Annotated in this window: 16 protein-coding genes; 7 read left to right on the top strand and 9 right to left on the bottom strand. The window is 62.9% G+C overall.

What is annotated here, in order from left to right; translation table 11 throughout:
- Positions 1 to 9 precede the first annotated feature (9 nt).
- Together sppA and Q7P63_00650 are read right to left on the bottom strand one after the other, a co-directional pair.
- Positions 10 to 1,863 (bottom strand): signal peptide peptidase SppA, encoded by a 1,854-nt coding sequence (sppA, locus tag Q7P63_00655; protein ID MDP0498584.1) that lies wholly within the window; start codon positions 1,861 to 1,863, stop codon positions 10 to 12.
- Between the two features lie 68 nt (positions 1,864 to 1,931).
- The gene (locus Q7P63_00650; protein MDP0498583.1) at positions 1,932 to 2,360 is read right to left on the bottom strand and encodes a DUF6157 family protein; all 429 of its coding nucleotides are present in this window, start codon (positions 2,358 to 2,360) and stop codon (positions 1,932 to 1,934) included.
- A gap of 70 nt (positions 2,361 to 2,430) precedes the next feature.
- Here Q7P63_00650 and Q7P63_00645 point away from each other — a divergent pair, with 70 nt between their 5' ends.
- On the top strand, positions 2,431 to 2,637 hold the full coding sequence (locus Q7P63_00645; protein MDP0498582.1) for a hypothetical protein: 207 nt from the start codon (positions 2,431 to 2,433) through the stop codon (positions 2,635 to 2,637).
- Between the two features lie 192 nt (positions 2,638 to 2,829).
- Complete coding sequence (locus Q7P63_00640; protein ID MDP0498581.1) at positions 2,830 to 3,519, top strand: hypothetical protein; 690 nt, start codon at positions 2,830 to 2,832, stop codon at positions 3,517 to 3,519.
- 110 nt (positions 3,520 to 3,629) lie between these two features.
- Here Q7P63_00640 and Q7P63_00635 read toward each other — a convergent pair whose 3' ends face one another.
- The 5 genes from Q7P63_00635 to Q7P63_00615 all read right to left on the bottom strand — a co-directional run bounded on the left by Q7P63_00635 (position 3,630) and on the right by Q7P63_00615 (position 11,922).
- Positions 3,630 to 4,496, bottom strand: coding sequence for a class I SAM-dependent methyltransferase (locus tag Q7P63_00635; protein ID MDP0498580.1), 867 nt, complete (start codon positions 4,494 to 4,496; stop codon positions 3,630 to 3,632).
- Between the two features lie 40 nt (positions 4,497 to 4,536).
- Positions 4,537 to 5,979: a hybrid sensor histidine kinase/response regulator gene (locus Q7P63_00630; GenBank protein MDP0498579.1), complete on the bottom strand. Its 1,443-nt coding sequence runs from the start codon at positions 5,977 to 5,979 to the stop codon at positions 4,537 to 4,539.
- 60 nt (positions 5,980 to 6,039) lie between these two features.
- A complete protein-coding gene (locus Q7P63_00625; GenBank protein ID MDP0498578.1) occupies positions 6,040 to 8,202 on the bottom strand; it encodes a DNA polymerase domain-containing protein in 2,163 nt (720 codons plus the stop codon).
- Positions 8,203 to 8,269: 67 nt separating this feature from the next.
- On the bottom strand, positions 8,270 to 9,406 hold the full coding sequence (locus Q7P63_00620) for a response regulator (GenBank protein ID MDP0498577.1): 1,137 nt from the start codon (positions 9,404 to 9,406) through the stop codon (positions 8,270 to 8,272).
- Positions 9,403 to 11,922 carry a PAS domain S-box protein gene (locus tag Q7P63_00615; GenBank protein ID MDP0498576.1) on the bottom strand — a complete coding sequence of 840 codons (2,520 nt, stop codon included), beginning with the start codon at positions 11,920 to 11,922 and terminating at the stop codon, positions 9,403 to 9,405. Before Q7P63_00615 ends, Q7P63_00620 begins: the two co-directional genes overlap by 4 nt.
- A 242-nt stretch (positions 11,923 to 12,164) precedes the next feature.
- Between Q7P63_00615 and uvrB the strand changes: the two genes are divergently transcribed.
- From uvrB to Q7P63_00600, 3 genes are all read left to right on the top strand, one after another.
- A complete protein-coding gene (uvrB, locus tag Q7P63_00610; GenBank protein ID MDP0498575.1) occupies positions 12,165 to 14,195 on the top strand; it encodes an excinuclease ABC subunit UvrB in 2,031 nt (676 codons plus the stop codon).
- A 98-nt stretch (positions 14,196 to 14,293) separates the two neighbouring features.
- The gene (locus Q7P63_00605; protein MDP0498574.1) at positions 14,294 to 14,824 is read left to right on the top strand and encodes a hypothetical protein; all 531 of its coding nucleotides are present in this window, start codon (positions 14,294 to 14,296) and stop codon (positions 14,822 to 14,824) included.
- Between the two features lie 22 nt (positions 14,825 to 14,846).
- A complete protein-coding gene (locus tag Q7P63_00600) occupies positions 14,847 to 16,289 on the top strand; it encodes a methyl-accepting chemotaxis protein (GenBank protein ID MDP0498573.1) in 1,443 nt (480 codons plus the stop codon).
- Here Q7P63_00600 and Q7P63_00595 read toward each other — a convergent pair.
- On the bottom strand, positions 16,286 to 17,251 hold the full coding sequence (locus Q7P63_00595) for a glycosyltransferase (protein MDP0498572.1): 966 nt from the start codon (positions 17,249 to 17,251) through the stop codon (positions 16,286 to 16,288). The two genes, Q7P63_00600 and Q7P63_00595, sit on opposite strands and share 4 nt — an antisense overlap.
- 91 nt (positions 17,252 to 17,342) lie before the next feature.
- Between Q7P63_00595 and Q7P63_00590 the strand changes: the two genes are divergently transcribed.
- Positions 17,343 to 17,822, top strand: coding sequence for a DUF3347 domain-containing protein (locus Q7P63_00590; protein MDP0498571.1), 480 nt, complete (start codon positions 17,343 to 17,345; stop codon positions 17,820 to 17,822).
- 61 nt (positions 17,823 to 17,883) lie between these two features.
- On the opposite strand, the gene Q7P63_00585 is transcribed toward Q7P63_00590, so the two are convergent.
- A complete protein-coding gene (locus tag Q7P63_00585) occupies positions 17,884 to 18,966 on the bottom strand; it encodes a hypothetical protein (protein ID MDP0498570.1) in 1,083 nt (360 codons plus the stop codon).
- 300 nt (positions 18,967 to 19,266) lie between these two features.
- Between Q7P63_00585 and proS the strand changes: the two genes are divergently transcribed.
- Positions 19,267 to 20,784, top strand: coding sequence for a proline--tRNA ligase (proS, locus tag Q7P63_00580; GenBank protein MDP0498569.1), 1,518 nt, complete (start codon positions 19,267 to 19,269; stop codon positions 20,782 to 20,784).
- Positions 20,785 to 20,870: the final 86 nt, after the last annotated feature.

The following is a 20,870-nucleotide window of genomic DNA, read 5'->3' as shown; positions in this document are numbered from 1 at the left end:
GCGGGCGCGTTAATCAACGAAAACCCATTGAGGTTCGATCGCATAAACGCCCATCGGGTCGTTGAGCTGGCGAAGCAGGCGCATCGTCTGCTGCCATTGCGCCAACTGGCGGCTCACCGGGTCGCGCCCGCGCGGCAGCAGACCGGCGGCATCGAGGGTCGAGGTCTTGGCCACCCCGGGCTGCTGCTGGCCAAAGGCTTGCTCGAACCACGCCTCCAGCGTCACGCGCTCCGGGTATTCGCGCAGGGTGTAATCCTCTCCCAGGCCGGCTTCCTCGGCGGCAAAGGCGATGGCGTCTTCCAGCCCGCCCAGATAGTCCACAAGGCGCAGCTCGACGGCGCTTTCGCCCGACCACACCCGCCCCTGTGCGATCTGGTTGACGCGCTCGCGGGAGAGTTCGCGCCCTTCGGAGACGCGGGTGAGGAAGTCCTGGTAAATCTTGTCGACCGTCTGCTGCATCAGCGCCATTTCCTCCGGCGTGCGGGGGCGGCTGATCGAATAGAGGTCGGCAAAGCGGGAGGTGCGCACGGTTTCGAAGTTCACCTCGTGCTGCGCCGCCAGCTCGCCCACATTGGGGATCATCGAGATGACCCCGATCGAGCCGGTAATCGTGGTCGGCTCGGCAAAAATCGTGTCGGCCATGGAGCTGATCCAGTAGCCGCCGCTGGCCGCCATGCCGCCCATCGAGACGATGACGGGCTTTTCAGCTGCCACGAGGCGGACTTCGCGCAGGATCTTCTCCGAGGCGGTCGCGCTGCCGCCGGGGCTGTTCACGCGCATGACCAAAGCCTTGATCGAGGGGTCGCGGCGCACTTCGCGCAGGTATTCGACCATCGTGTCGGCCCCCACCTCGTCGATCACCCCCGGGCCCTCGACGATGACGCCCTCCGCATAGACGATGGCGATGGAGGGGGCGCCAAAGCCTCCGAGCGAGGCGCTGAAGCGGTGGTGGTTGCGCTCGTTGGCGTAGTCGAGCAGGCTGACTTCGCGGTAAAGAGTGCCGCGCTCGCTGGGGCCGGTGAGGTCGACCAGCAGGTTGGCCATCTCGTCGCGGTAGAGCAGGCTGTCCACCAGCCCCGCGTCCAGGGCATCGTCGGCTTCAAAGATGGCGATGTCGTTGGCCAGCTCGGCCAGTTTCTCGGGCTCCACCTCGCGCGATTCGCCGATGTCTTCGCGCAAGCTCAGCCAGATATCGTTGAGCAAGGCCGTGCGCTGGGTGCGCTCTTCGGGCGACATGTGGCCTTCGACCAGCGACTCCGCCGCGCTCTTGAACTTGCCGGAGCGCGCGACCTGCACCCCCACGCCGTATTTGCGCAAAAAGTCGCCCAGGTAAGGCGTCTCGGAGGCGAGGCCCTTGAATTCGAGATAGCTGAAGGGGTTCATGTAGACTTCCTGCGCAGCCGACTTGAGGTAGAAGTCTTGCGCACCGTCCATGTCGACATAGGCCCATACCGGCTTGCCGGAGGCCTTGAATTCCTCGATCGCGCGACGCACCTCGCGCAGCGTGGCCAGGCTGCTGCCATAGCCCGCGCCGTAGACGTTCCCCGTGAGCACCAGGCCGCTGATCCGGTCGTCGTGGGCCCCGGCGCGCAAGGCGTCGAGCAGCTCCAGCAGGGAGATCGAGCCGTAATTTTCGCTGCTCAGGGCCTGCTCCAACACCTCCCGCGGCCCTTCGAAGGCGGGCGTGTCGGTCACGTTGAGGTCGAGGTTGTAGACCAGCACCGATCCATTTTCCAGGCCCGGCTCCGGGCGCTGAAAGGCGAGGCCAAACATCGAGAGGCCCAGCAGCACCGCAATGAAGAGCAGCGCGTAAGCCACGATCAACGCCACCAGCCACTTGAAAATCGCGCGGAGAAAACCCATGCCGCCAAAGTGGCAGCGCAGCGCCTCACCTGCAAGTTTCCCCCGATAAACAGCCCAGCTTTTCTGCGTCAGGCACGCTTGCGCCGCATGCCGGGCGCCACTTTCAAGCCGGGATCGCCGGCCAACTGCCGGTAGCGCTCGGTTTCGACCCCATAGGCGGCCACCTTGCCCTCGGCGTCGTGGTGCAGTCCCCAGCCGAACTGGCCCACCAGGGGCGAGGTGCGCAAACAGGCCTGCGGCTTGGCAAAAAAGGTCGTGCGAGCGCCTTCGCTGTCTGCGGTCTCAATCCCCTGCCGCTCTGCATAGACCTCGAAGAGCAAGTCGTCGCTCGTATACCGGTAAGGGTGCGCCAGAAGCAGCGCGTGCTGGCGGGCGGCGATAGTGCCCTCCTTGGCGGGGGTCTTGCCGGCCTGCGCCTCACAATCGGGCGAGGCGGTGATAAACGTGTCGTAGTAGTTGGTCGTCTTCACGATACCTAGGGCAGCGAGAGCTTGCATGAGAGGCGGATTCCATGCAAGCTTCCCGGCGGTTACGATCGCCCCACCCACCCCAACTCCTACTAACCCCATGAGAATCAGCGCCCCAACTCTGGTCGCTCTGGTCGTCATCGCGACCGGCGGCATCAGCCTTTATTCGAATGCCAGCGAAAGCAGCCCTGCCGCCAGCGAAAAGCCAGCGTGCTGTTGCTGCACCGAAGGCGATGCGCCCGCCTCCTGCTGTGTGCCGGCCGAAGACACCACAACGGCCTCCTGTTGCGCCAATCTGGATCTCTAGGATCCGAACATCGTTACTAACTTATAAGCGCAACTTCTTCCGGGCGGAATCCCTCAATGTAACGTGCCGTTCGGCCCAATTAGGCTGCCGTTCGTGGGGATGGCTTGCGAAAGCCTCGGATTCCCTGCAAGTTGTGGATTGTTTCGTTGTCGCTCTACTGAACCGCGCTGAACCCCCGATCACAGCAAACTCATGAAAACCAGTGCCATTGCAATCGCAGCCCTCGCCGTGCTCGCCGCCGGTGGATTTGGCCTTTATTTTACCAAGGGTCCCGACCAGGAAACCTTGAACCAACAGGAACAACTTTCGAGCCAGGTCGGCGAGTTGGAGGCCGAAAAGCAACGCCTCGCCGCTGAGGCCGAACAAGCCCGCCAGGCGCAGCAACAAGCCGCCGCTCAGGCTCGCCAGGCCGAAGAGGCCCGCCGTATGGCCGAAGCCGCCGCCCAAAAGGCTGAGGCCGACCGCCAGGCCCGGGTGGAAGAGCTGAATGCCCGCCTCGCCCGCGAAGCCCAGGAGCGCCGGGCCGCCGAGGAAGCCAGCGCCCGCCTCGAACAACGCATGCAAGAGCTCGCTGCCGCCCAGGCCGAAAACGAGCGCCGCATGCAGGAGCTGCAGGCCGCTCGCGATGCCGCCGCCAACCAGCCCAAGGCCGACGAGCTGCAGCGCAACCTCGAAAACCAGCGCCAGCAAATGGCCCAGCTCCAGCAGGAGAACGCCCAGCTACGCCAGCGCCAACAGGCCCTTGAGCAAAAGCAGATCTCGACGGAAGAAGAGATCATGGCGATGGGCGGCGAAATCAAGCTCGCCTCCCCCGAAATCCGCTCGCCCAACTACCGCCGACGCGACGCCCTTTACCTGAAAGAGCGCCAACTCAGCCGATAAGGCTCTTCAGGCCGCTTCAAACTTTCGCCCGCGCCGGAAAACGACGCGGGCTTTTTTATGCAGGCGATTGATCTGGCCCAGACCAGAGGCAGACCCTCGGCGGCTCAAAACTACTGCTTCGGTTCTTCCGCAGCGTCCGTTTCAGAGTCATCCGAATCGTCTTCGACCAACGCTTCGTCGGTCTCTTCGAAATCGTCCTCTTCCTCGTAATCCGCCTCGTCTTCGTCGTAGGCGGCATTGTCGTCAGGGTTACGGGCGATCCAGAAGCGGCATTCGTCGGAGAATTCGCGCACGTGACCGGGCTCGAGGGCAATCGTCGAGCGCAGCGCGTCGCTGTCGACCTTCCAGCCGGTGGCCTTGAGGTCTTCGCGCACTTCCTCTGGCGTCGGGACGTGGACGAAGAGCATCCCGTAGCCGTCGTGCTCCAGGCGGTCGCCAAACTCCATCAGCTCACGGTTTTGCTGATTCTTGTCCCAGCGGGTCTGCTCTTCTTTCCAGAACTTCTTGAACTGGCTGCTGTAGCGGTCGTGCGTGGTAAAGACGAAGACGCCGCCCGGCTTGATCACGCGGCGGATCTCGGCCAACGCCTGGCGACGCTTGTCGCGACCGGGGATCTGCATCAGCCCGTTGAAGCCGAAGATGGCGCCGTCGAAGAAGCCGTCGTCAAACTTGAGCTTGCAGGCGTCCATGGTGTGGAACGGGATGTTGTAGCCCAGCACGGTGGCGATGCGTTGCGCCCGCTTCACCATCTCGCGCGAGAGGTCGATCCCGATCATGAAATCGTAGCCCAGCTCGTAAAGGCCGACGGAAATCCGCCCGGTGCCGCAGCCCAGCTCGAGGACGCGGTCGGTCTTTTCGAAGATATGGGTGAAGATTTTCTCTTCGGAGACCCACAGGCCGACATTGGCGGTGGCCCGGGCATAATGGTCCACCACCTCTTTATTGCTGAAATACTCGCGGATATGCTGCTTGGGCATAACAAGGCAGCATCCACGTTTTAGGGCCCGGGTGCAAGCATCAGCTCTTGCCCAGTGGCAATTGCATGCGAAAACGCGCGCCTTTGCCCGGCAGGTTCTCCGCGTCGATGTGCCCCTCGTGGCGTTCGACGATCTTGCGGCAGATGGAGAGGCCCAGCCCGGTGCTCTTTTCGCCGGCGGTAGGGCGATTGGAGGTGCGCGAGAATTCCTTGAAGAGTTTGTCTTCCTCTCCGGGCGGGATGCCGGGCCCCTCGTCGTCTACCTCCACGCAGGCAAAACCGTCTGCGCTCTTCAGCGTCACATGCACCTTGCTCTGGAAGGGCGAAAACTTGATCGCGTTGCTGAGCAGGTTTTCCAGCACGCGCTGGACCCCTTGCCGGTCGAAGTAAAGCGGCTCGGGCACCTCGTTGGCCTGTTGCAGCTCAATGCCGATCTGCTTGCGCTCGGCCACCACGCGCTGGAGCGTCACCACGCGCTGAATCTCCTGCATGAGGGAGTAGTAGCCGGGCTTGAAGGTCTCCTGCCCGCCTTCGATTGCGGAGTAGTCGAGCAAGTCGTTGAGCAGAGCCGTCATGCCGTCGGCCGCCGCCACGATGCTGTCCGTCATTTCCCGCTGTTCCTCGGTCACAGGGCCGGCCATTTCGTCGGATATCATCTGCGCGAGGCCTCCAATCGCGGAAACGGGGTTGCGCAAATCGTGCGACACCATGCGGAGGAACTTGTCCTTCGTCTGGTTGACCTTCTTCAGCTCGTTGATACTGCGCTGGCGGTAGGCCAGCAGGGTGCGGTTCTGCAGGTGCAGACGGATGCGCGAGAGGCCTTCGCCGGGGTGGAAGGGCTTGGAAATGTAGTCGGATCCGCCAGCCTCAAAGCCGTCGACGACGTCCTGCGAATCGCTGAGGTTGGTGAGGAAGATGACGGGGATGTCCCGCAGGCCGGGAATCTCCTTCAACTGGCGGCAGGCCTCGTAACCGTTCATGCCTTCCATCTGCACATCGAGCAGGATCAAGTCGGGCGTGTGCTGAGCGGCCTGGGTGAGCGCGTCTTCGCCGGAAACGGCCTCGGTGATGCGAAAACCTGCCTTCTCCAGCACGCGCTGCATGGTGCGGCGGGTCATGGCGCTGTCGTCGACCAGCAGGATGCGGCTGCCGTGCAGGTCGAGGCCGTGGAAATCCGGCGCATCGTCCGTCTCCGGCCCCTCGCCTGCAGCCGCCACCGGTTGGCCGTTGCCGTGGAAGTTTTGCAGCACTACGGTGGCGATGACTTCCTCCACGTGGCGCGTCTTGGCCGCGTTGTCCAACTCGGCAGGCATAGTCCGCAGGGCGTCGACCAGCCCGAACACGCCAAAACTATACACCTCCTGACGGTCCAGACCAAAGGGAAGGAGGGGGATCAGGTGTTCAATCGTGGCCTTGAGCAGGCCAAGGTAGGGGCGAATTTCCGGGGCCTCAGGGTGGCGGGGGCCGGCAAGATCAGTCGACATGATACCTCCAATGTAGCCCCGGAAGGCCTGTTTTTGCAACCCCAGGCACGGGCCCCGGCCTCACTTTTTCCAGTAGACCTGATAACGTTTCTTCCAGTCTGCCAACTTCTTAAGGTAATACTTCGGGTCGTAGGGCAGCTCGGTGGGGTCGTAATGGGCGGCGGCTTCGGCACGCTGCCAGTCGGCCGTCTGTCCTTTTTCCTTGGGCTTGATGTAGTAATACACTTTTTCGCCCATGCGCGGCGCGGGGTTCATGCGCAGCGCCACCTCCAGTGCGGCCCGTCGCGGCTTGCCGCCGGCCTCGATCTTGCGCTGGTAGGCGAGCGGGCTCATGCTCAGGTGCTCGCCCTTGGCCACCTCGCGCACCGGCAGCTCGCTCTCCTGGATCTGCCAGGCCAATCGCTCGGTCTTCGTCTCGGGGTCTTCTTCCTCCAGCCCGAGCAGCCACGCGATAAGGTGGTCGGTAAGGCCCTTGAGGAAGGGCTCGATCCCGCGGGAACGCAGGGCAGAGCCGCGGATGGTGATTTGCTCACCGTCAAAGAGGGCGTAATTTTTGGCCTTGTAGCAAAACATGGCCGGGTAGCTGCCGTCGTATTCGAGGTGGATACCCTCCGGCAGCACGCGCTCGACGACGGCCAGCAGCGTCTCGGGCTTTTCCCAATGCGCCTCGTTGGCGGCGACGTAAATCCCGTCGGTGTCGGCTTCGAGCACTTCCGCCCCCGCTTGGCCAAAGGCTTCGATCAGCTGCTGCAGCAGTTCGCGCCCCTGCCGGGTCACCTCCGCCGCGAGCGTGCCGTCGGCAAAGCGTGCGCCGCCAAAGCCGAGGTAGCCGTAGAAGCTGTTGATCAGGATCTTGAACGAGGCCTGGCGGGCGGCGTATTCCTGCCGCATCTCGACGTCTGCCGCCTCACGTGCGAGCTGCTTGTAGCGCAGGCGGTAGGTGCGCAGCTCGTCGAGCAGCGGGATGAACACGCCCAGGTGGTCCGAAGCGGGGTTGAGGCGGGCGGCGAGCAGCAGGCTCGGGTAAAGCGAGGCTACGTCGAAGTGCAGCACGCGGCGGTAGACGCCTTCGCCAAAACTCTTCGTATAGCCGCCTTCGTAGGCGCTGACTTCATTGAAGTCCGGCAGCGACGCGCGCTTTTCGTAATACTTCTCCAGCAGCAGCATCTCGACCTTTTGGCCGGTGCCGCGCAGCGAGGCCTCCTGCAGCAGCAGCGGGAAGTTTTGCGCCTGAGCAACGTAGGTGGGCAACAGGCGATCGGCGAGGCCCCGGATCTCGCGCAGGTCCTCGCGCAGCGCCTGGAGAAAGCGGGGGCGGTCTTCGGCCAGGGCTTCGCGGGTCGCACCGTGGGCAAAGTCGGGCCGGTCGTCGTCTTCGCCGGTGAGGCCAAAATGCACGGCCGACTCCAGCAAACCATAGCCGGGCATCTCGCGCGCGGTGATGTCGAAGAGCTGGACCGCGAGATAGCTGTCGAACACGGCCCGGCCCGGGATGTCGCAGCGCAGGAAGTCTAGCCAGCGCTCGGCTACCCGCTGGCGGCTCTTGCGGAAACGCGGCTCGCCCCCAAAGCGACCCCACGTACGCGGCAGGCGGTAGCGGCGGGAGCGCTGGTTGAGGTAATCGAGCTCGAAATTGAAGATGTTGTGCCCTTCGAGGATGTCGGGATCGCGCTCCTGCAGCAACTCGTTGAACTGCTTGAGCAGCGCCCGCTCGGCGGCATCGGTATCTTCCTCCAGCAGCAACACGGTCGCCTCGGGATCGCCGCTGAACCAAGCGCCGATGGCGAGCACGCGGTCTTCCTTGCGCGAGGGGTCGCTCGTGCCGTCGGGGTCTTCGCAGACGGTCTTGATCGAGAGCTGGCAGCGGCGAAGGTCGCCAAACTTCAGGCCGGCGAAGAGGCGCTCTTGTCGTGAAAGCAGCCACTGGTGCTCAAAGGGGCGGATCAACTCGTCGCGGCGGTCACGCTGCTGCCCCAGCTCTTTGAACGCCTCGGGGGTTTTGGCCGTAACGAGATAGCTCACCGGGCCCGGCCCCGCCAGTTGCTCGATCTCGCACTCCCCGCCCACGGGCGGCTCCACCGTCCACATAAAAGGCTGGAAGGGCTCGCGCCGGGTCTCGACCTCGCCACCCGGAGCCCGTTGGGCGAGGTGGACGGTGCCGTCGTTATCGACCCAGAGGCCGACGAGGTGGAGCGTCTTTTCTTGATCAGCGCGCGCGGTCATGCTGCCAGCGTGTGCGCTTTGGCCGGGGGCGCAAGCGCACAACGCGGGCGATGCGAACGCCGCGTGATCAAAGGGGCGGCAGCTCGGGCATCGCCACGACGGGCGGGGCGGCGACCTTCAACGGCAGCTCCATCCGCACCGTCAAGCCATTGCCTTCTCCGCTCTGCAGGGCCAGCTTGCCCCCGTAAAGCTGGGACAGCATCTGCACGATGGCGAGGCCGAGGCCCAAGCCCTCCTGCTTGCCCTCGCGGCGGTTGAACTGGCGAAACATGCCGATGTGCTCGATCTCGTGCGATGCCATGCCGAGGCCCGCGTCGTGCACCTCCAGCACATACGTCTGGCAACCTTCCACCCGGCCCCGCACGGTGACGATCTGGCCGGGGCGCGAGAACTTCAAGGCATTGTCGACCAGCTCGGTGACCGTCTTGATGAAGTGGCAGGGGGAAATAGCCAGCACGCCACGCTCGAAGTGGGCTTCGAGGTCTTCCTCCCGCTGGCGTTGATCGGCGACGGCCCGCAGGGCTGCATCCAGATCGGCCTGGAAATCTTCGTCCGTCGGGATACACGAGCCGCCTGGCTTTGCGTCCACGCCCAGCAGCTCCATCAGCTCGCGGCAGAGCACGAGGTTCTGGCTCTGGCGCAAGAGGCGGCGCCCCGAGTCCTTCATGTTGCGCACCGCCTCCCAGAGGTCGTCCCTGGTCGGCATGCTTCCGGCCACCAGCTGCTCTTCCAGCCCGTCGGCCAGGCCTAGAATGGTGTGCAGGGGCGAGAACAGCTCGCTGGGTAGCGCGCTCTTGACGGTGTATTCGAGGTTGTCGAGGCCAGAGAGCCGGGTCGAGCGCTTGCCGATCTGCGCCTCGATGGAGGCCACCAGCTCGTCGATCTCGAACGGCTTGGTAATGTAGTCGTCGGCCCCTTTGGACATGCCCGCGCGGGTGTCATCGCGCGAAGCCTTGGCGGTGAGCAGGATGACCGGGATGTTCTGCGTGCCCGGGTGGGCGCGGATCGCCTCCAGCAGCTCGATCCCGTCCATCTCGGGCATCATCACGTCGCTCACCACGATGTCGGGGCGGAAGTGATCGAGAGCCTGCCAGGCCAAGCGCCCGTTTTCCTCCGCCAGGACGAGGAAGCCCTCGAATTCGAGCATCTGGGCCACGGAATCACGGAGGCGGGGATCGTCTTCAACTAACAGGATCTTGTTCATCGGGAGTCGCTCAATTCGGTAGATAAGGTTGCCTCGGCGGGCTCGACGGCCTCCAGCGCGGGCAACTGGATGGAAAAGGTGGTGCCCCTGCCCTCTTCGCTCTCGAAGAAGATCTGCCCGCCCAGCTTCTCCACCACGCGGCGGATGATCACGAGGCCGAGGCCGGTGCCGGGGATAGTGCCGACGTTGCTCGCGCGGTGGAACGTCTCGAAAAGGTGTTTCTGGTCTTCCTGCGGGATGCCGATGCCTTCGTCGATCACCTGGAGGATCAGGTGCGGCCCCTTCAGCTCCACGATAAAGGAGACGACCGAGTCGGCGGCAGAGTATTTGACCGCGTTGGTCAGCAAGTTGGTCGCGATGCGCTTGAAGAGGGTCAAGTCGATCATCAGCACGCGGTCGACATCGCCCTTCAGCTGCAGGTCGAGCTCGCGACGCGGATAGAGGTAGTTGAACCAGTCGACGAGGCCATTGACGACCTTGCGCAAGACGTGCGGCTGTGGGTCCAGCTCCATGTAACCGGCTTCGGCCCGGCCGAGGTAGAGCACTTCTTCGATCAAATGCGTCATCTGGTCGACCGCCTCGAAGATGAAACCGAGGTGCTTGGCCCGCTCTTCGTCGGTGAGGCGACCGGCGTAGCGCTGCAGCAGGGTCGCGGAGAGCCGGATACTGGAAAGCGGGGTGCGGTATTCGTGTGAGATCATCGACACGATGCGCGACTTCATTTCGTTGACCTGCTGCTCGCGCTCCAGCGCGCGGCGAGTGCGCTGCTCCACTTCGACGCGCTCGTTGATGTTGGTGATGCTGCCCGCGACGATGAGGGGGCGCTGGTCGCGCTCGTCCACCACCCGCCCACGGTCGAGCACCCAAATGTAGCTGCCCGCCTTGCTGCGCATCCGGTATTCGCAACTGTAGAGGCTGCGGTCGCGTATGGCGCTCTGGAAGCGGCGCAGCAGCTCGCTGAGGTCCTCCGGGTGGACGAGTTCCTTCCAACCTTCGAGGGTCGGCTCCACCTCGTTGGGCTCAAAGCCGAGCATCCGGTTGTGGCCCGGGCTCATCAAAAACTCGCCCGTCTCCACATTGTAATCCCAAAAGCCGTCGTTGCTGCCGTCGAGCACCCGGGCGAGGCGTTGGCGGCTACGGCGGAGCTGCTCGGTAGCCTCGCGCTCGAGCGTCACATCGCGCATCTTGCCGGCGAGGCCGACGAATGCCCCGCCCGTGCTGCGCTGCCCGCGCAACTGCACCTCTACCACCCGCTCCAGCCCGTCGCTGCGCATCAGGCGTAGCTCGCAGAGCCCGCGTCCCGCTTCAAAGTCTTCCACGCGTTTGCGGCGTAGCGTGAATTCGCCCCGATCGTGGGCGTGGAAAAACTCTTCGATACGCTCGCCCAAAGTCTCGGTGACGGTAAAGCCGCTGACGGATTCCCACGCCTGGTTGAGGTAGATGAACCGCCCTTCGCGGTCGGTCTGGAAAAACACTTCGTCGATGGAGTTGACCAACTCGTTGTAGCGGATCTCGCTCTGCTCCAGCCGGGCCTGCGCCTGTCGCAGCGGCGTCACATCGGTGGCCACGATCACGGCGCCGTTGAAGAGCCCATTCTCGCGCACCACCACCGGCTGGCTGTCGGCCCGAAAGATGCGGGGTTCGTTTTCGCCCACGTCCAGGGCCACCTCATAGGTCCTCCCCTGCCCGGATTCGACGACCTCGCGCATGAAGGGCCAAGCGTGCCCTTCCCGCAGCGGTAGCAGCTGATCGAGCCCCGTCCCAACAAACGATCGCAGGGGTTTGCCGACCAGACGCTCGACCGAGCGATTGGCCCACATCACGATACCTTCACTATCCAGACGCAAGACGAGGTTGTTCGTTACCTGAGCGATCTGGGCCAGTTGCTCCGATTCGGCCTGGATCGCCAACTGGTTGCGGAACAGCTCGTTGAGGCCGTGCCCGATCCGCCCGATCTCGTCGTGAGCCGTCACGTCGATCTTTACGCTGCGGTCTCCAAAATGAAAGCCGACAATGGCATCGTGCAGCCGGTGAAGCGGCGTCAACACGCGGTAGCGCAAGATGAGAAAGCCGAGCAGGCCCAGCATGGCCAACGTAATAGCCGTCAGCACAATCGAGCGCTTGAGGGACTCGTCGAAGCCCTTGTGCAGCTCCCGCTCATCGAAGAGGAGGATCGAGTGCAGACCCGGCTCGCCGCTCAAGGGGCGGGAAATGGTGTAGCGCCCACCTTCCTCCTGCATTCCGTCATCGTTGTCGACCGCTGGCCAGCCTGCAAACTGTGCCCGGGCGTCGTAAATACGCTGGCCTTCTGTCCGTGGGTCGGAAGCCATCACGATCTCGCCGCTGCCCTCCTGATAAATCGCCCAGAAGACGAACTCGCTCACATGGGTCGACGGCATCGAGCGGGTGATGAACTCCCCCTCGAAGCGGCGCAGCGCCCATATGTCGTGAATGCGGTCGAGCGACATCATGGCCTTGCGCCGTACCACATCCTGCAGGCTGTTATGCTGGGCCACCCAAAGGCTGAAAATAGTAACGGCAGATGCGGTGCACAGGAGTACAAACAAGGGCAAAAGCAACTCGCGAAAAAGCGAACTGCGTTGCGTGAACAATTTGCTGGGCGAAGTCTCGGGCATCCGCGAAGAGGCTTTCCGATGGCAGTGTCTCCCTTATATCGGTAGCTCTCGGGCCAGCTTCAGCCTCCCAAGGAGGTTTTACCGGCACTTGCACCGCCGCCTTCGCCGCCTATGATACGGGGATGGATTTTCGTCTCAGCGCCGAATATCAGCCGATGGGCGACCAGCCGCAGGCGATCGAAAAGCTCGTCCGCTCCCTGCGCGAGGGTAACAAGTACCAGACGCTCCTGGGCGTGACCGGCAGCGGCAAGACCTTCACGATGGCCAACATTGTGCAGCAGCTGCAGCGCCCTACCCTCGTGATGTCGCACAACAAGACGCTGGCTGCGCAGCTCTACAGCGAGTTCAAGGCGTTTTTCCCCGACAATGCGGTGGAGTATTTCGTCAGCTATTACGATTACTATCAGCCGGAGGCCTACGTGCCGGCCACCGATACCTACATCGAGAAAGACAGCTCGATCAACGACGAGATCGAGCGCCTGCGCATCAGCGCGACCAGCTCTTTGATCAGCCGCCGCGACGTGCTGGTGGTCGCCTCCGTCTCTTGCATCTATGGCTTGGGCTCTCCGGAAGACTTCGCCGCCATGATGATCCCCATCCGGGTGGGGGAAGAGCTGCAGCGCGACAAGTTCCTGAACCGCCTGGTCGAGAACATCTACGAGCGCAACGACATCAAGTTTGAGCGCGGCACCTTTCGCGTGCGCGGCGAGACGGTCGACATCTTCCCCGCCTACATGGAGAGTGCCATCCGGGTCGAATTCTGGGGCGACGAGGTGGAATCGATCTCCGAACTCGACCCGCTGACCGGCCAGATGGGGCGACGGCTCGACTACTTCCACCTCTACCCGGCCAACCAGTTCATCACCCCGCGCAACAAGCTGCAGCCCGCCATCCGCGCGATCAAGAACGAGCTGGACGAGCAGGTTGGCTACTTTGAAAAGCAGCAACGCCTGCTCGAAGCCCAGCGCATCCGCATGCGCACCGAGTATGACCTGGAGCTGTTGCAGGAAATGGGCTTTTGCAACGGCATCGAAAACTACTCACGCCACCTCTCGGGCCGCAAGGCGGGTGATCGCCCGTTTTGCCTGCTGGACTTCTTCCCCGACGATTACCTCGTGATCCTCGACGAGAGCCACGTGACCTTGCCCCAGATCGGCGCCATGTATACGGGCGACCGCTCGCGCAAGGAGCGCCTCGTCGACTACGGCTTCCGCCTGCCCAGTGCGCTGGACAACCGGCCGCTGCAGGCCCAGGAGTTTATGGACATCACGGGCCAGATCCTCTTCGTCTCCGCCACGCCAGCCAAGGAGGAAGCGAAGCTCTCGGAGGTGATTGCCGAGCAGGTGATCCGCCCCACCGGCTTGCTCGACCCGGTGATGGAGATTCGCCCGATCAAGGGCCAGGTGGAAGACTTGATCGCCGAAGTGCAGGCTGCGGTGGGGCGAGACGAGCGCGTGCTCGTCACCACCTTGACCAAGCGCATGAGCGAAGACCTCTCCACCTACCTGCGCGAGCGAGATGTGAAGGTCGAATACCTGCACAGCGACATCGACGCCATCGAACGGGTCGAGATCCTGCGCAAGCTGCGGGCGGGCGACTTCGATGTGCTGGTCGGCGTCAACCTCCTGCGCGAAGGCCTCGACCTGCCCGAAGTGGCCTTGGTCGCCATCCTCGATGCGGACAAGGAGGGCTTCCTGCGCAGCACCACCAGCCTGATCCAGACCGCAGGCCGGGCCGCCCGCCATGAGAAGGGCCGCGTGATCCTCTACGCCGATGTGCTCAACGATTCGCTGAAGGAGACCCTGCGTATCACCCAGGAACGCCGGGAAAAGCAGATCGCCCACAATCTGGAGCACGGCATCACCCCGCGCAGCGTCAAGCGGGGCTTGCAGAAGAGCTTGCACTACGTCGACCGCGATCAGCTCGACCCGATTTCGGTAGCCGAGGCCCAAGGCGATGGCGACGTGGCCGCCGTGATTGCCGAGCTGGAATCCGAGATGCTCGAAGCCGCAGAGAAACTGGAATTCGAGCGCGCGGCCCTCCTGCGCGACCAGATCGACATGCTCAAAAACGGCGGCACCGCGCCTAACGCTAAAAAAGGCCGTGGACAAAAGGGAAAAGGTGGAGGCAAAAAGAACGTTCGCCGGAAATAATGACCGCTTGGCCTCCACTTTCGCCTTTTACGAAAACTTAGGCCATTGACCCTAATAATCAATTGCAGTTCAGCCAGCTTGGGTCGATTTTACACGGCATGTGGGGAAAATATTGTCGTAAATGGCTGGGGCCGGTGGTGCTCGGCTGCTGGGGCGTAGGGGTTCTCGCCGCCGGCGGCTACTACTTGGGCACCCATACGGCTCCGCTACGCGAACAGGGTTCGCCGAGTGTTTCGATACAAGAACACTGGCGCGTGCAGCATTTTCTTACCGCTGGCTGCCCCTGCTCCGCCCAAGTGACCAAGGATCTGCTGGCCACACCGCCCGCCGAGCCGCAGGAGGTCTACCTGCTGGGGCAAGACGACGCGCTGCAGCAGGCCCTCGCCGAGCATGGCTACCGGGTGACGGTGCTCGACCACGTGCAGGCCACCGAGCAGTTCGGCATCGCAGGGGGGCCGTGGTTGCGGGTCTACACGCCCAACGCCGAGCTGGCCTACTCTGGCGGCTATGCCATGCAACGCCCCACCAAACTGACCCCTACCCGCCCGCAAGAACTGGTAGCCGAGATCATGGCCGGCGAGCAAAGCTCCACCTTGCCTGCCTACGGCTGCGCCGCCAGTGGCCTCTAATCTTTCTACACCCTCTCCGTCGATGACACAGGTATCTCCCGCGAACCGCCTTCGAGAGATCGAGGCGCTTCATCAATATCAGCATAAGGCCGCGCGCATCGGGCTGATCCTCATGCTGCAACACATTCCGGCCATGGTTGCCGTCGCCTGGTTCTTTGGCCAGTCGATGCTCTCTGCGCTGCTGGCCAGCCTCGGCATCTGCGCCGGACCGCTTGCCCTGCACCTGCTCAAGGCCTACCGCCTGCAGCCGACCGCCCTGGCGGTTGCCGCGATGGCCTTCAGCGCCCTGCTCATCCACCTGGGCGGCGGGTTGATCGAGTTCCACTTCCACATCTTTGCCTGTATCGGCGTGTTGGCGCTGACAGGCTCGTGGGTCGCGATCGGCGCGGCAGCGATCACCATTGCGCTGCACCACCTGCTGTTCTTCTTTTTCCTGCCCGCCAGCGTCTTCAATTACGAGGCCAGCTTTACCATCGTATTGCTGCACGCGTTTTTCGTGATCTTCGAAGCGGTGCCGATGGCGTTTATCGCGCGCTACCTTGGCCGTCTGGGCGGGGTCGTAGGCTCCCTCGGCATCCCCTTGACCCGCGTGACGCAGCACTTGCGCACGACGGCCGACCGCATGGGCGAGATCAGCGTCGCCCAACGCACCGCGTCGGCCAATCAGGCGGAAAAGACGGCATCGTCGGTCCATGCCACGCACGAGATGCAAGTGCGCTCCGATGAAGTGGGCGAGCGGGCTATCCGCCTCGATGCATCGATGGAGACCACCCACGCCCTGACGACCGAAGGGGCCCGCCGGATGCAGGAGATGCGCACCGCGATGGAAGAAATCACCACCTCCAACCACTCCATTTCGCGCATCGTCGAAGCGCTGCAGGAGGTTGCCTTCCAGACCAACATCCTCGCGCTCAATGCCTCGATCGAAGCCGCCCGCGCGGGAGAAGCCGGTGCCGGTTTTGCGGTCGTGGCCGAAGAAGTCCGGGCGCTAGCCCGCCGCGCCGCCAGCTCCGCCGCCGAGACGGAAGGCCTGATCGCCTCGGCCCAACGCAACACCCAACGCGGGGCCGAATTGGCCCGCAAGGCCGACGAAGAGCTGCGCAGCATCGCCCAGGAAGTCGCCAAGGCCCGCAACGAAAGTGCTGAAATGGCCCGCGCCGCCCGCCAGCAGACCGAGCTGATTCAGGAAGTCTCCGGTGCCGCCCAGACGATGCAGGAAGACAGCCAGACTTATGCGCACGAAGCGCGTCAGGCCGCCGAAGCCTCCAAGGAACTCCGCAGCCAGGCCAACGAATTGCAAGGCCTGGTGGCCCGCGTCATCCAGGTGCTGGACCATGCGGTAAAGGATGGCAGCCCTCCCCCGCCTCAGGCACCGGCCCAGCCCCCGGCAAACACGCCGCCGCCCAGTCGCCGTGTGGCCAGGCCCCCGCTCCCCCTGGAGCCGGAGCCCCTCGTGCTCAACTAACGCACCGCCGTTTCTCCCTGCCCCGAGGCGTGTCGATACACGCTTTGGGTCAGGTAAAGTGGGCGCTGTTTAGCCTCCTTGTAGATCCGGCCCACGTATTCGCCCATCACGCCGAGCCCGATCAGCTGGATGCCGCTGAGGAAGAGCATGAACACCAGCAGCGAGGCATAGCCCGGCACGTCGATCCCGATAAACAGCGTGCGCACGACGATGACCAACGCGTACAAAAATGAGCTGAGCGAGATCAGGACGCCCAGGTAGGTCCAAATACGCAACGGGGCCGAGCTGAAGGCAAAGATGCCGTCGAGCGCGAAGTTCCACAGCTTCCAGTAGTTCCACTTGGTCGTGCCCGCAGCGCGCTCCGGTCGCTCGAAGGTGACGTAGGCGGTCTTGAACCCCGTCCAGGCGAAGAGGCCCTTCATAAACCGGTTGCGCTCGCGCAAGCCACTCAAGGCCTCGACCACGCGGCGGTCCATCAGGCGAAAGTCGCCAGCGTCGGACGGGATTGGCACCTCGGCCACCCGGTTGAACCAGCGGTAAAACTGGCGGGCCGAAAACTGCTTCAGCCAGCCGTCGCTCTTGCGGCTGCTACGGACGGCACAGACCACGTCGTAGCCCTCGCGCCAACGCTCCAGCATCTCGCCCAGCAGCTCCGGCGGGTCTTGCAGGTCGGCATCGAGCGGCACCACTGCGCGGCCCGTGCAGTGATCGATCGCGGCGGTCAGCGCCACGTCTTTGCCGAAGTTACGCGAAAGGTCGACCACCACCAGCTCGGGGATCTGAGCCTGCCGAGCGAGCAGCCCCTCCAACGTGCCGTCGCGGCTGCCATCGTTGACGCAGACGATCTCGTAAGTAACGCCCAAAGAGGCCATGACCTCACGTACTCGATTGAAGAACAGGTCGAGCCCTTCTTCCTCGTTATACATTGGCACGGCCAGGGAAAGCACGGGGGGTGGCTGCATGAGGCACCAGCCTTTCCGCAAGCGGGCGAAACTCAAGCCGAAAGCTGCTACGGACATTGCAACCGGCGCCGATTTATCTTAAGACCGAACAATGAAACGCTTTCCATTCCTCCTCCCCCTTCTCCTCTTGCTGGCCCTGCCCCTGCGGGCAGCCGATCTGGAGCCTTCCCAAGTCGACACGCTGCTGGAGCCCTACTTCCAGCTTCAAAAGGCTTTGGCGGCCGACAAACTGGAGGCGGGGCGCCGGGCCGCTGCCTCGCTCGTGAAAACCGCCGAGGGCATTGACCATTCCGCGGTCGAAGAAATCGCGCGCAAGGCGCAGGAAATTGTCGACGCCACGCGCTTCAAGGAAGCACGGCAGGCTTTCGAGCCTCTCTCCGAAGAGATGATCCGCCTGGTGAAAATGCCGGGCACCTCGAGCGAAAAGGAAGTCTACCTGATGTTCTGCCCCATGGCGATGGGCGGGATGGGGGCCGAGTGGCTCCAGAACGACAAGAAGCTCGTCAACCCTTACTATGGGGCCGAAATGCTTCATTGCGGCGTCGTCAAAGGAAACGTAGCCGAACGCTAGAGCTGCAGAGCAACCGATGAAAAGGGGCGCTTTTGGAAGGCGCCCCTTTGTGTTGTACGGCCTATTTGTCGAACCAGACGAACGCTCCTGCCCCGAAGTCCCAGAACTTGATACGCCCGTCAACTTCGTTGGCGAAGTCGAGCCAGTGGCCATCGGAGTAGCGGTAGTAGACGCCGAGCGTCTTGCTGGTGTAGAGCCAGCCCGGGCCACTTTGGTAGATAAGAAAGCTGTCCGCCTCGCCGTCTTCGAGCCACACCCAAGCCTTCAGCTTGTCGCTGTAATACCAGTCACGGTCGAGGCCCGGGCCCCAGAACCAGCCGAAGTGCCCCAGCTTTTTCCACCCGCCCTGCAGGTCGCCGCCCGCCTTGCCATAGAGGAAGCCCTGCGCGTCTACGTCCGTCAGGTCAGGGATGCCGTCTCCGTCAGCGTCGTTGAGGTTGGAAATGGAAAGGTAATAAGGAGCCTGGAGTGTTTCGTTGTAAAATTGCCCCACGTACGCGCTGCCGGTGTAAGCGAGTTCCACATCATCTACCGGATAGCCGCGGTGTATAAAGTTGCGGACAACGAGGGTGGAGTCGTCCTTGCGATAGAAATTGGCGTCTACATCGTAGCTTTCAAGATGTGTATCGGCAGGCACGACAGCGCCATACCAGGAAGCCAGATTAAGATCGTAGTATAGGCTCTGCGATTCGTTCAGGTAATCGACTGCCCGCCCCCGCTCATAGTAAGTGGCGCTCATATTGAGAGTGCCGACGATCGTAGAGCTTCCAGCTCCCCGCTGAGCGCTGATGTCGATGTTTGCGACTACCTTATAGATGCCGGAAACCATCGTCATGGAAACGGGGATGCTCCACTGGCTGGCGAGGGCGAGTTCCGCTTCATCGGGGATGCCATTGAGGTTCGTATCTTTCAAGGCATCGCTCAAGTCCAGCCTCAGGTTGCCATCGAACCATTGGCCATCAATATCGACATTAAAATCCAGCGTCAGAACGCTGTTGGAAAAGACGACCGTGTCGAAGCTGAAGGGAATCTCAAGAGCCTCGATCAGTCCATTGAGCGCTTGAACGTCCACATCGTCTTCGAAAGCGGCAAGCGCCTCGAAAGTCTGCACTGTGGCGGCCGAAGCCAACGCAGGGGTAAACAAGCAGCAGGAAGCAAGTAAGCGACGGTACATGAGTTATTCCTTCAAGGGAAAAACGGTCCTGTCAAACGCAATTCACGCAAAAATTATCTTTGTTATTTACGGTTATCGAGAGTAGCAGACACGAGTTCTAAACGGGCAAAAGAAACGGCACCAGCCGGGCAACGCCGCCCCGGCCCGCTTTTTCCTCGCCAGCGAGCGGGTGAATTGCTGCGATGTTTCCTTTCGCCCCAAAGGGGCGCTCTGGTTAAATTCTTCTGGATCAACCCGTTCCCACGCTTTTAACGCCCGATTTTCCACACCATGGCCAAGCAAGCCCGCACCGCAATCACGCCGACCCGCGATCAGGATTACCCCGAGTGGTATCAACAGGTCGTCAAAGCTGCCGACCTGGCCGAAAACTCCCCCGTGCGCGGCTGCATGGTGATCAAACCCTGGGGCTACACGCTGTGGGAGAAGATGCAACGTGCGCTCGACGAGAAGTTCAAGGACACGGGGCACGTCAACGCCTACTTCCCGCTCTTCATTCCCAAGAGCTATCTGGAGAAGGAAGCGCAGCACGTGGAGGGCTTTGCCAAGGAGTGTGCAGTCGTCACCCACAGCCGCCTGGAGCTGAACGCCGAGGGCAAGCTCGTCCCTGCCTCGCCGCTGGAAGAGCCCCTCATCGTGCGCCCCACCTCAGAGACGATCATCGGCGAGATGTACGCCAAGTGGGTCCAGAGCTACCGCGACCTGCCCATCCTGATCAACCAGTGGGCCAACGTCGTCCGCTGGGAGATGCGCACCCGCCTGTTTCTGCGGACGGCCGAATTTCTCTGGCAGGAAGGCCATACCGCGCACGCCACCTCCGAAGAGGCCTGGGAAGAAACGCGCAAGATGCTGGCCGTCTATGCCGACTTTGCCGAAAACTACATGGCCATGCCCGTCTGGCAGGGTGAGAAGACGGCAGGCGAACGTTTCCCGGGAGCCGTCTCCACCCTCTGCATCGAGGCCATGATGCAAGACCGGAAGGCCCTGCAGGCCGGCACCAGCCACTTCCTCGGCCAGAACTTTGCCAAGGCCAGCGGCATCCAGTTCCAAAGCGAACAGGGCCAACTGGAGCACGCCTGGACTACCTCCTGGGGCGTCTCGACCCGCCTCGTCGGCGGCCTCGTGATGACGCATAGCGACGACGACGGCCTGATCGCGCCGCCCCGCCTGGCCCCTCTGCATGTGGTGATCCTGCCCGTGCTGATCCAGGAAGAGAGCCGGGCGCAGGTCCTCGAATATTGCCACAAGCTGCGCGACGAACTGCGTAACACCTACTGGCACGGCCAGAAGCTCGACGTGCACATCGACGACCGCGACCTGCGCGGCGGCGACAAGATGTGGCAGTGGATCAAGAAGGGCGTGCCCCTGCGCGTCGAAGTGGGCCCGCGCGACCTCGCGAAAGACAGCCTCTTTGTGGGCCGTCGCGACACCGGCGAAAAGGGCCCCGTGGCCCGCGCCGAATTCGTGGCGACCATTGGCGAGCGCCTCGACGCAATCCAGCAAAACCTGCTCGACCGCGCCCGTGCCTTCCGCAGCGAACACACGCACGTGATCAACAGCGAGAAGGACTTCTACGACTTCTTCACGCCCAAGAACAAGGAGCAGCCCGAGATCCACGGCGGCTTTGCCCTCGCCCACTGGAACGGCGACGAATCCATTACCGAACGCATCCAGCAAGACCTGAAAGTGACCGTGCGCTGCATCCCGTTTGAAGACAGCCCGGAGGCCGGCACCTGCATCTTCACCGGCCAGCCCAGCAAGCAGCGCGTCGTCTGGGCCAAGAGCTATTAGGGCCACTTTGAGCTGGGACCCCATTTGGGGGTCCTTTTTTCTTTTCAACCTAACCGGGGGTCTGCGCTTTGCTGCGACACCCCGGC

It is taken from the genome of Verrucomicrobiota bacterium JB022 (assembly GCA_030673845.1).
Taxonomy (GTDB): Bacteria; Verrucomicrobiota; Verrucomicrobiia; order Opitutales; family Oceanipulchritudinaceae; genus WOUP01.
The sequence above is the reverse complement of the archived record's forward strand: the minus strand, read 5'-3'. Positions and strand labels throughout refer to the sequence as shown.

What these genes read in the sequence shown, in the direction of transcription:
- sppA (MDP0498584.1), bottom strand. Translation starts at nt 1,863, where the DNA reads ATGGGTTTTCTCCGCGCGATTTTCAAGTGGCTGGTGGCGTTGATCGTG.
- Q7P63_00650 (MDP0498583.1), bottom strand. Translation starts at nt 2,360, where the DNA reads ATGCAAGCTCTCGCTGCCCTAGGTATCGTGAAGACGACCAACTACTAC.
- Q7P63_00645 (MDP0498582.1), top strand. Translation starts at nt 2,431, where the DNA reads ATGAGAATCAGCGCCCCAACTCTGGTCGCTCTGGTCGTCATCGCGACC.
- Q7P63_00640 (MDP0498581.1), top strand. Translation starts at nt 2,830, where the DNA reads ATGAAAACCAGTGCCATTGCAATCGCAGCCCTCGCCGTGCTCGCCGCC.
- Q7P63_00635 (MDP0498580.1), bottom strand. Translation starts at nt 4,496, where the DNA reads ATGCCCAAGCAGCATATCCGCGAGTATTTCAGCAATAAAGAGGTGGTG.
- Q7P63_00630 (MDP0498579.1), bottom strand. Translation starts at nt 5,979, where the DNA reads ATGTCGACTGATCTTGCCGGCCCCCGCCACCCTGAGGCCCCGGAAATT.
- Q7P63_00625 (MDP0498578.1), bottom strand. Translation starts at nt 8,202, where the DNA reads ATGACCGCGCGCGCTGATCAAGAAAAGACGCTCCACCTCGTCGGCCTC.
- Q7P63_00620 (MDP0498577.1), bottom strand. Translation starts at nt 9,406, where the DNA reads ATGAACAAGATCCTGTTAGTTGAAGACGATCCCCGCCTCCGTGATTCC.
- uvrB (MDP0498575.1), top strand. Translation starts at nt 12,165, where the DNA reads ATGGATTTTCGTCTCAGCGCCGAATATCAGCCGATGGGCGACCAGCCG.
- Q7P63_00605 (MDP0498574.1), top strand. Translation starts at nt 14,294, where the DNA reads ATGTGGGGAAAATATTGTCGTAAATGGCTGGGGCCGGTGGTGCTCGGC.
- Q7P63_00600 (MDP0498573.1), top strand. Translation starts at nt 14,847, where the DNA reads ATGACACAGGTATCTCCCGCGAACCGCCTTCGAGAGATCGAGGCGCTT.
- Q7P63_00595 (MDP0498572.1), bottom strand. Translation starts at nt 17,251, where the DNA reads ATGCAGCCACCCCCCGTGCTTTCCCTGGCCGTGCCAATGTATAACGAG.
- Q7P63_00590 (MDP0498571.1), top strand. Translation starts at nt 17,343, where the DNA reads ATGAAACGCTTTCCATTCCTCCTCCCCCTTCTCCTCTTGCTGGCCCTG.
- proS (MDP0498569.1), top strand. Translation starts at nt 19,267, where the DNA reads ATGGCCAAGCAAGCCCGCACCGCAATCACGCCGACCCGCGATCAGGAT.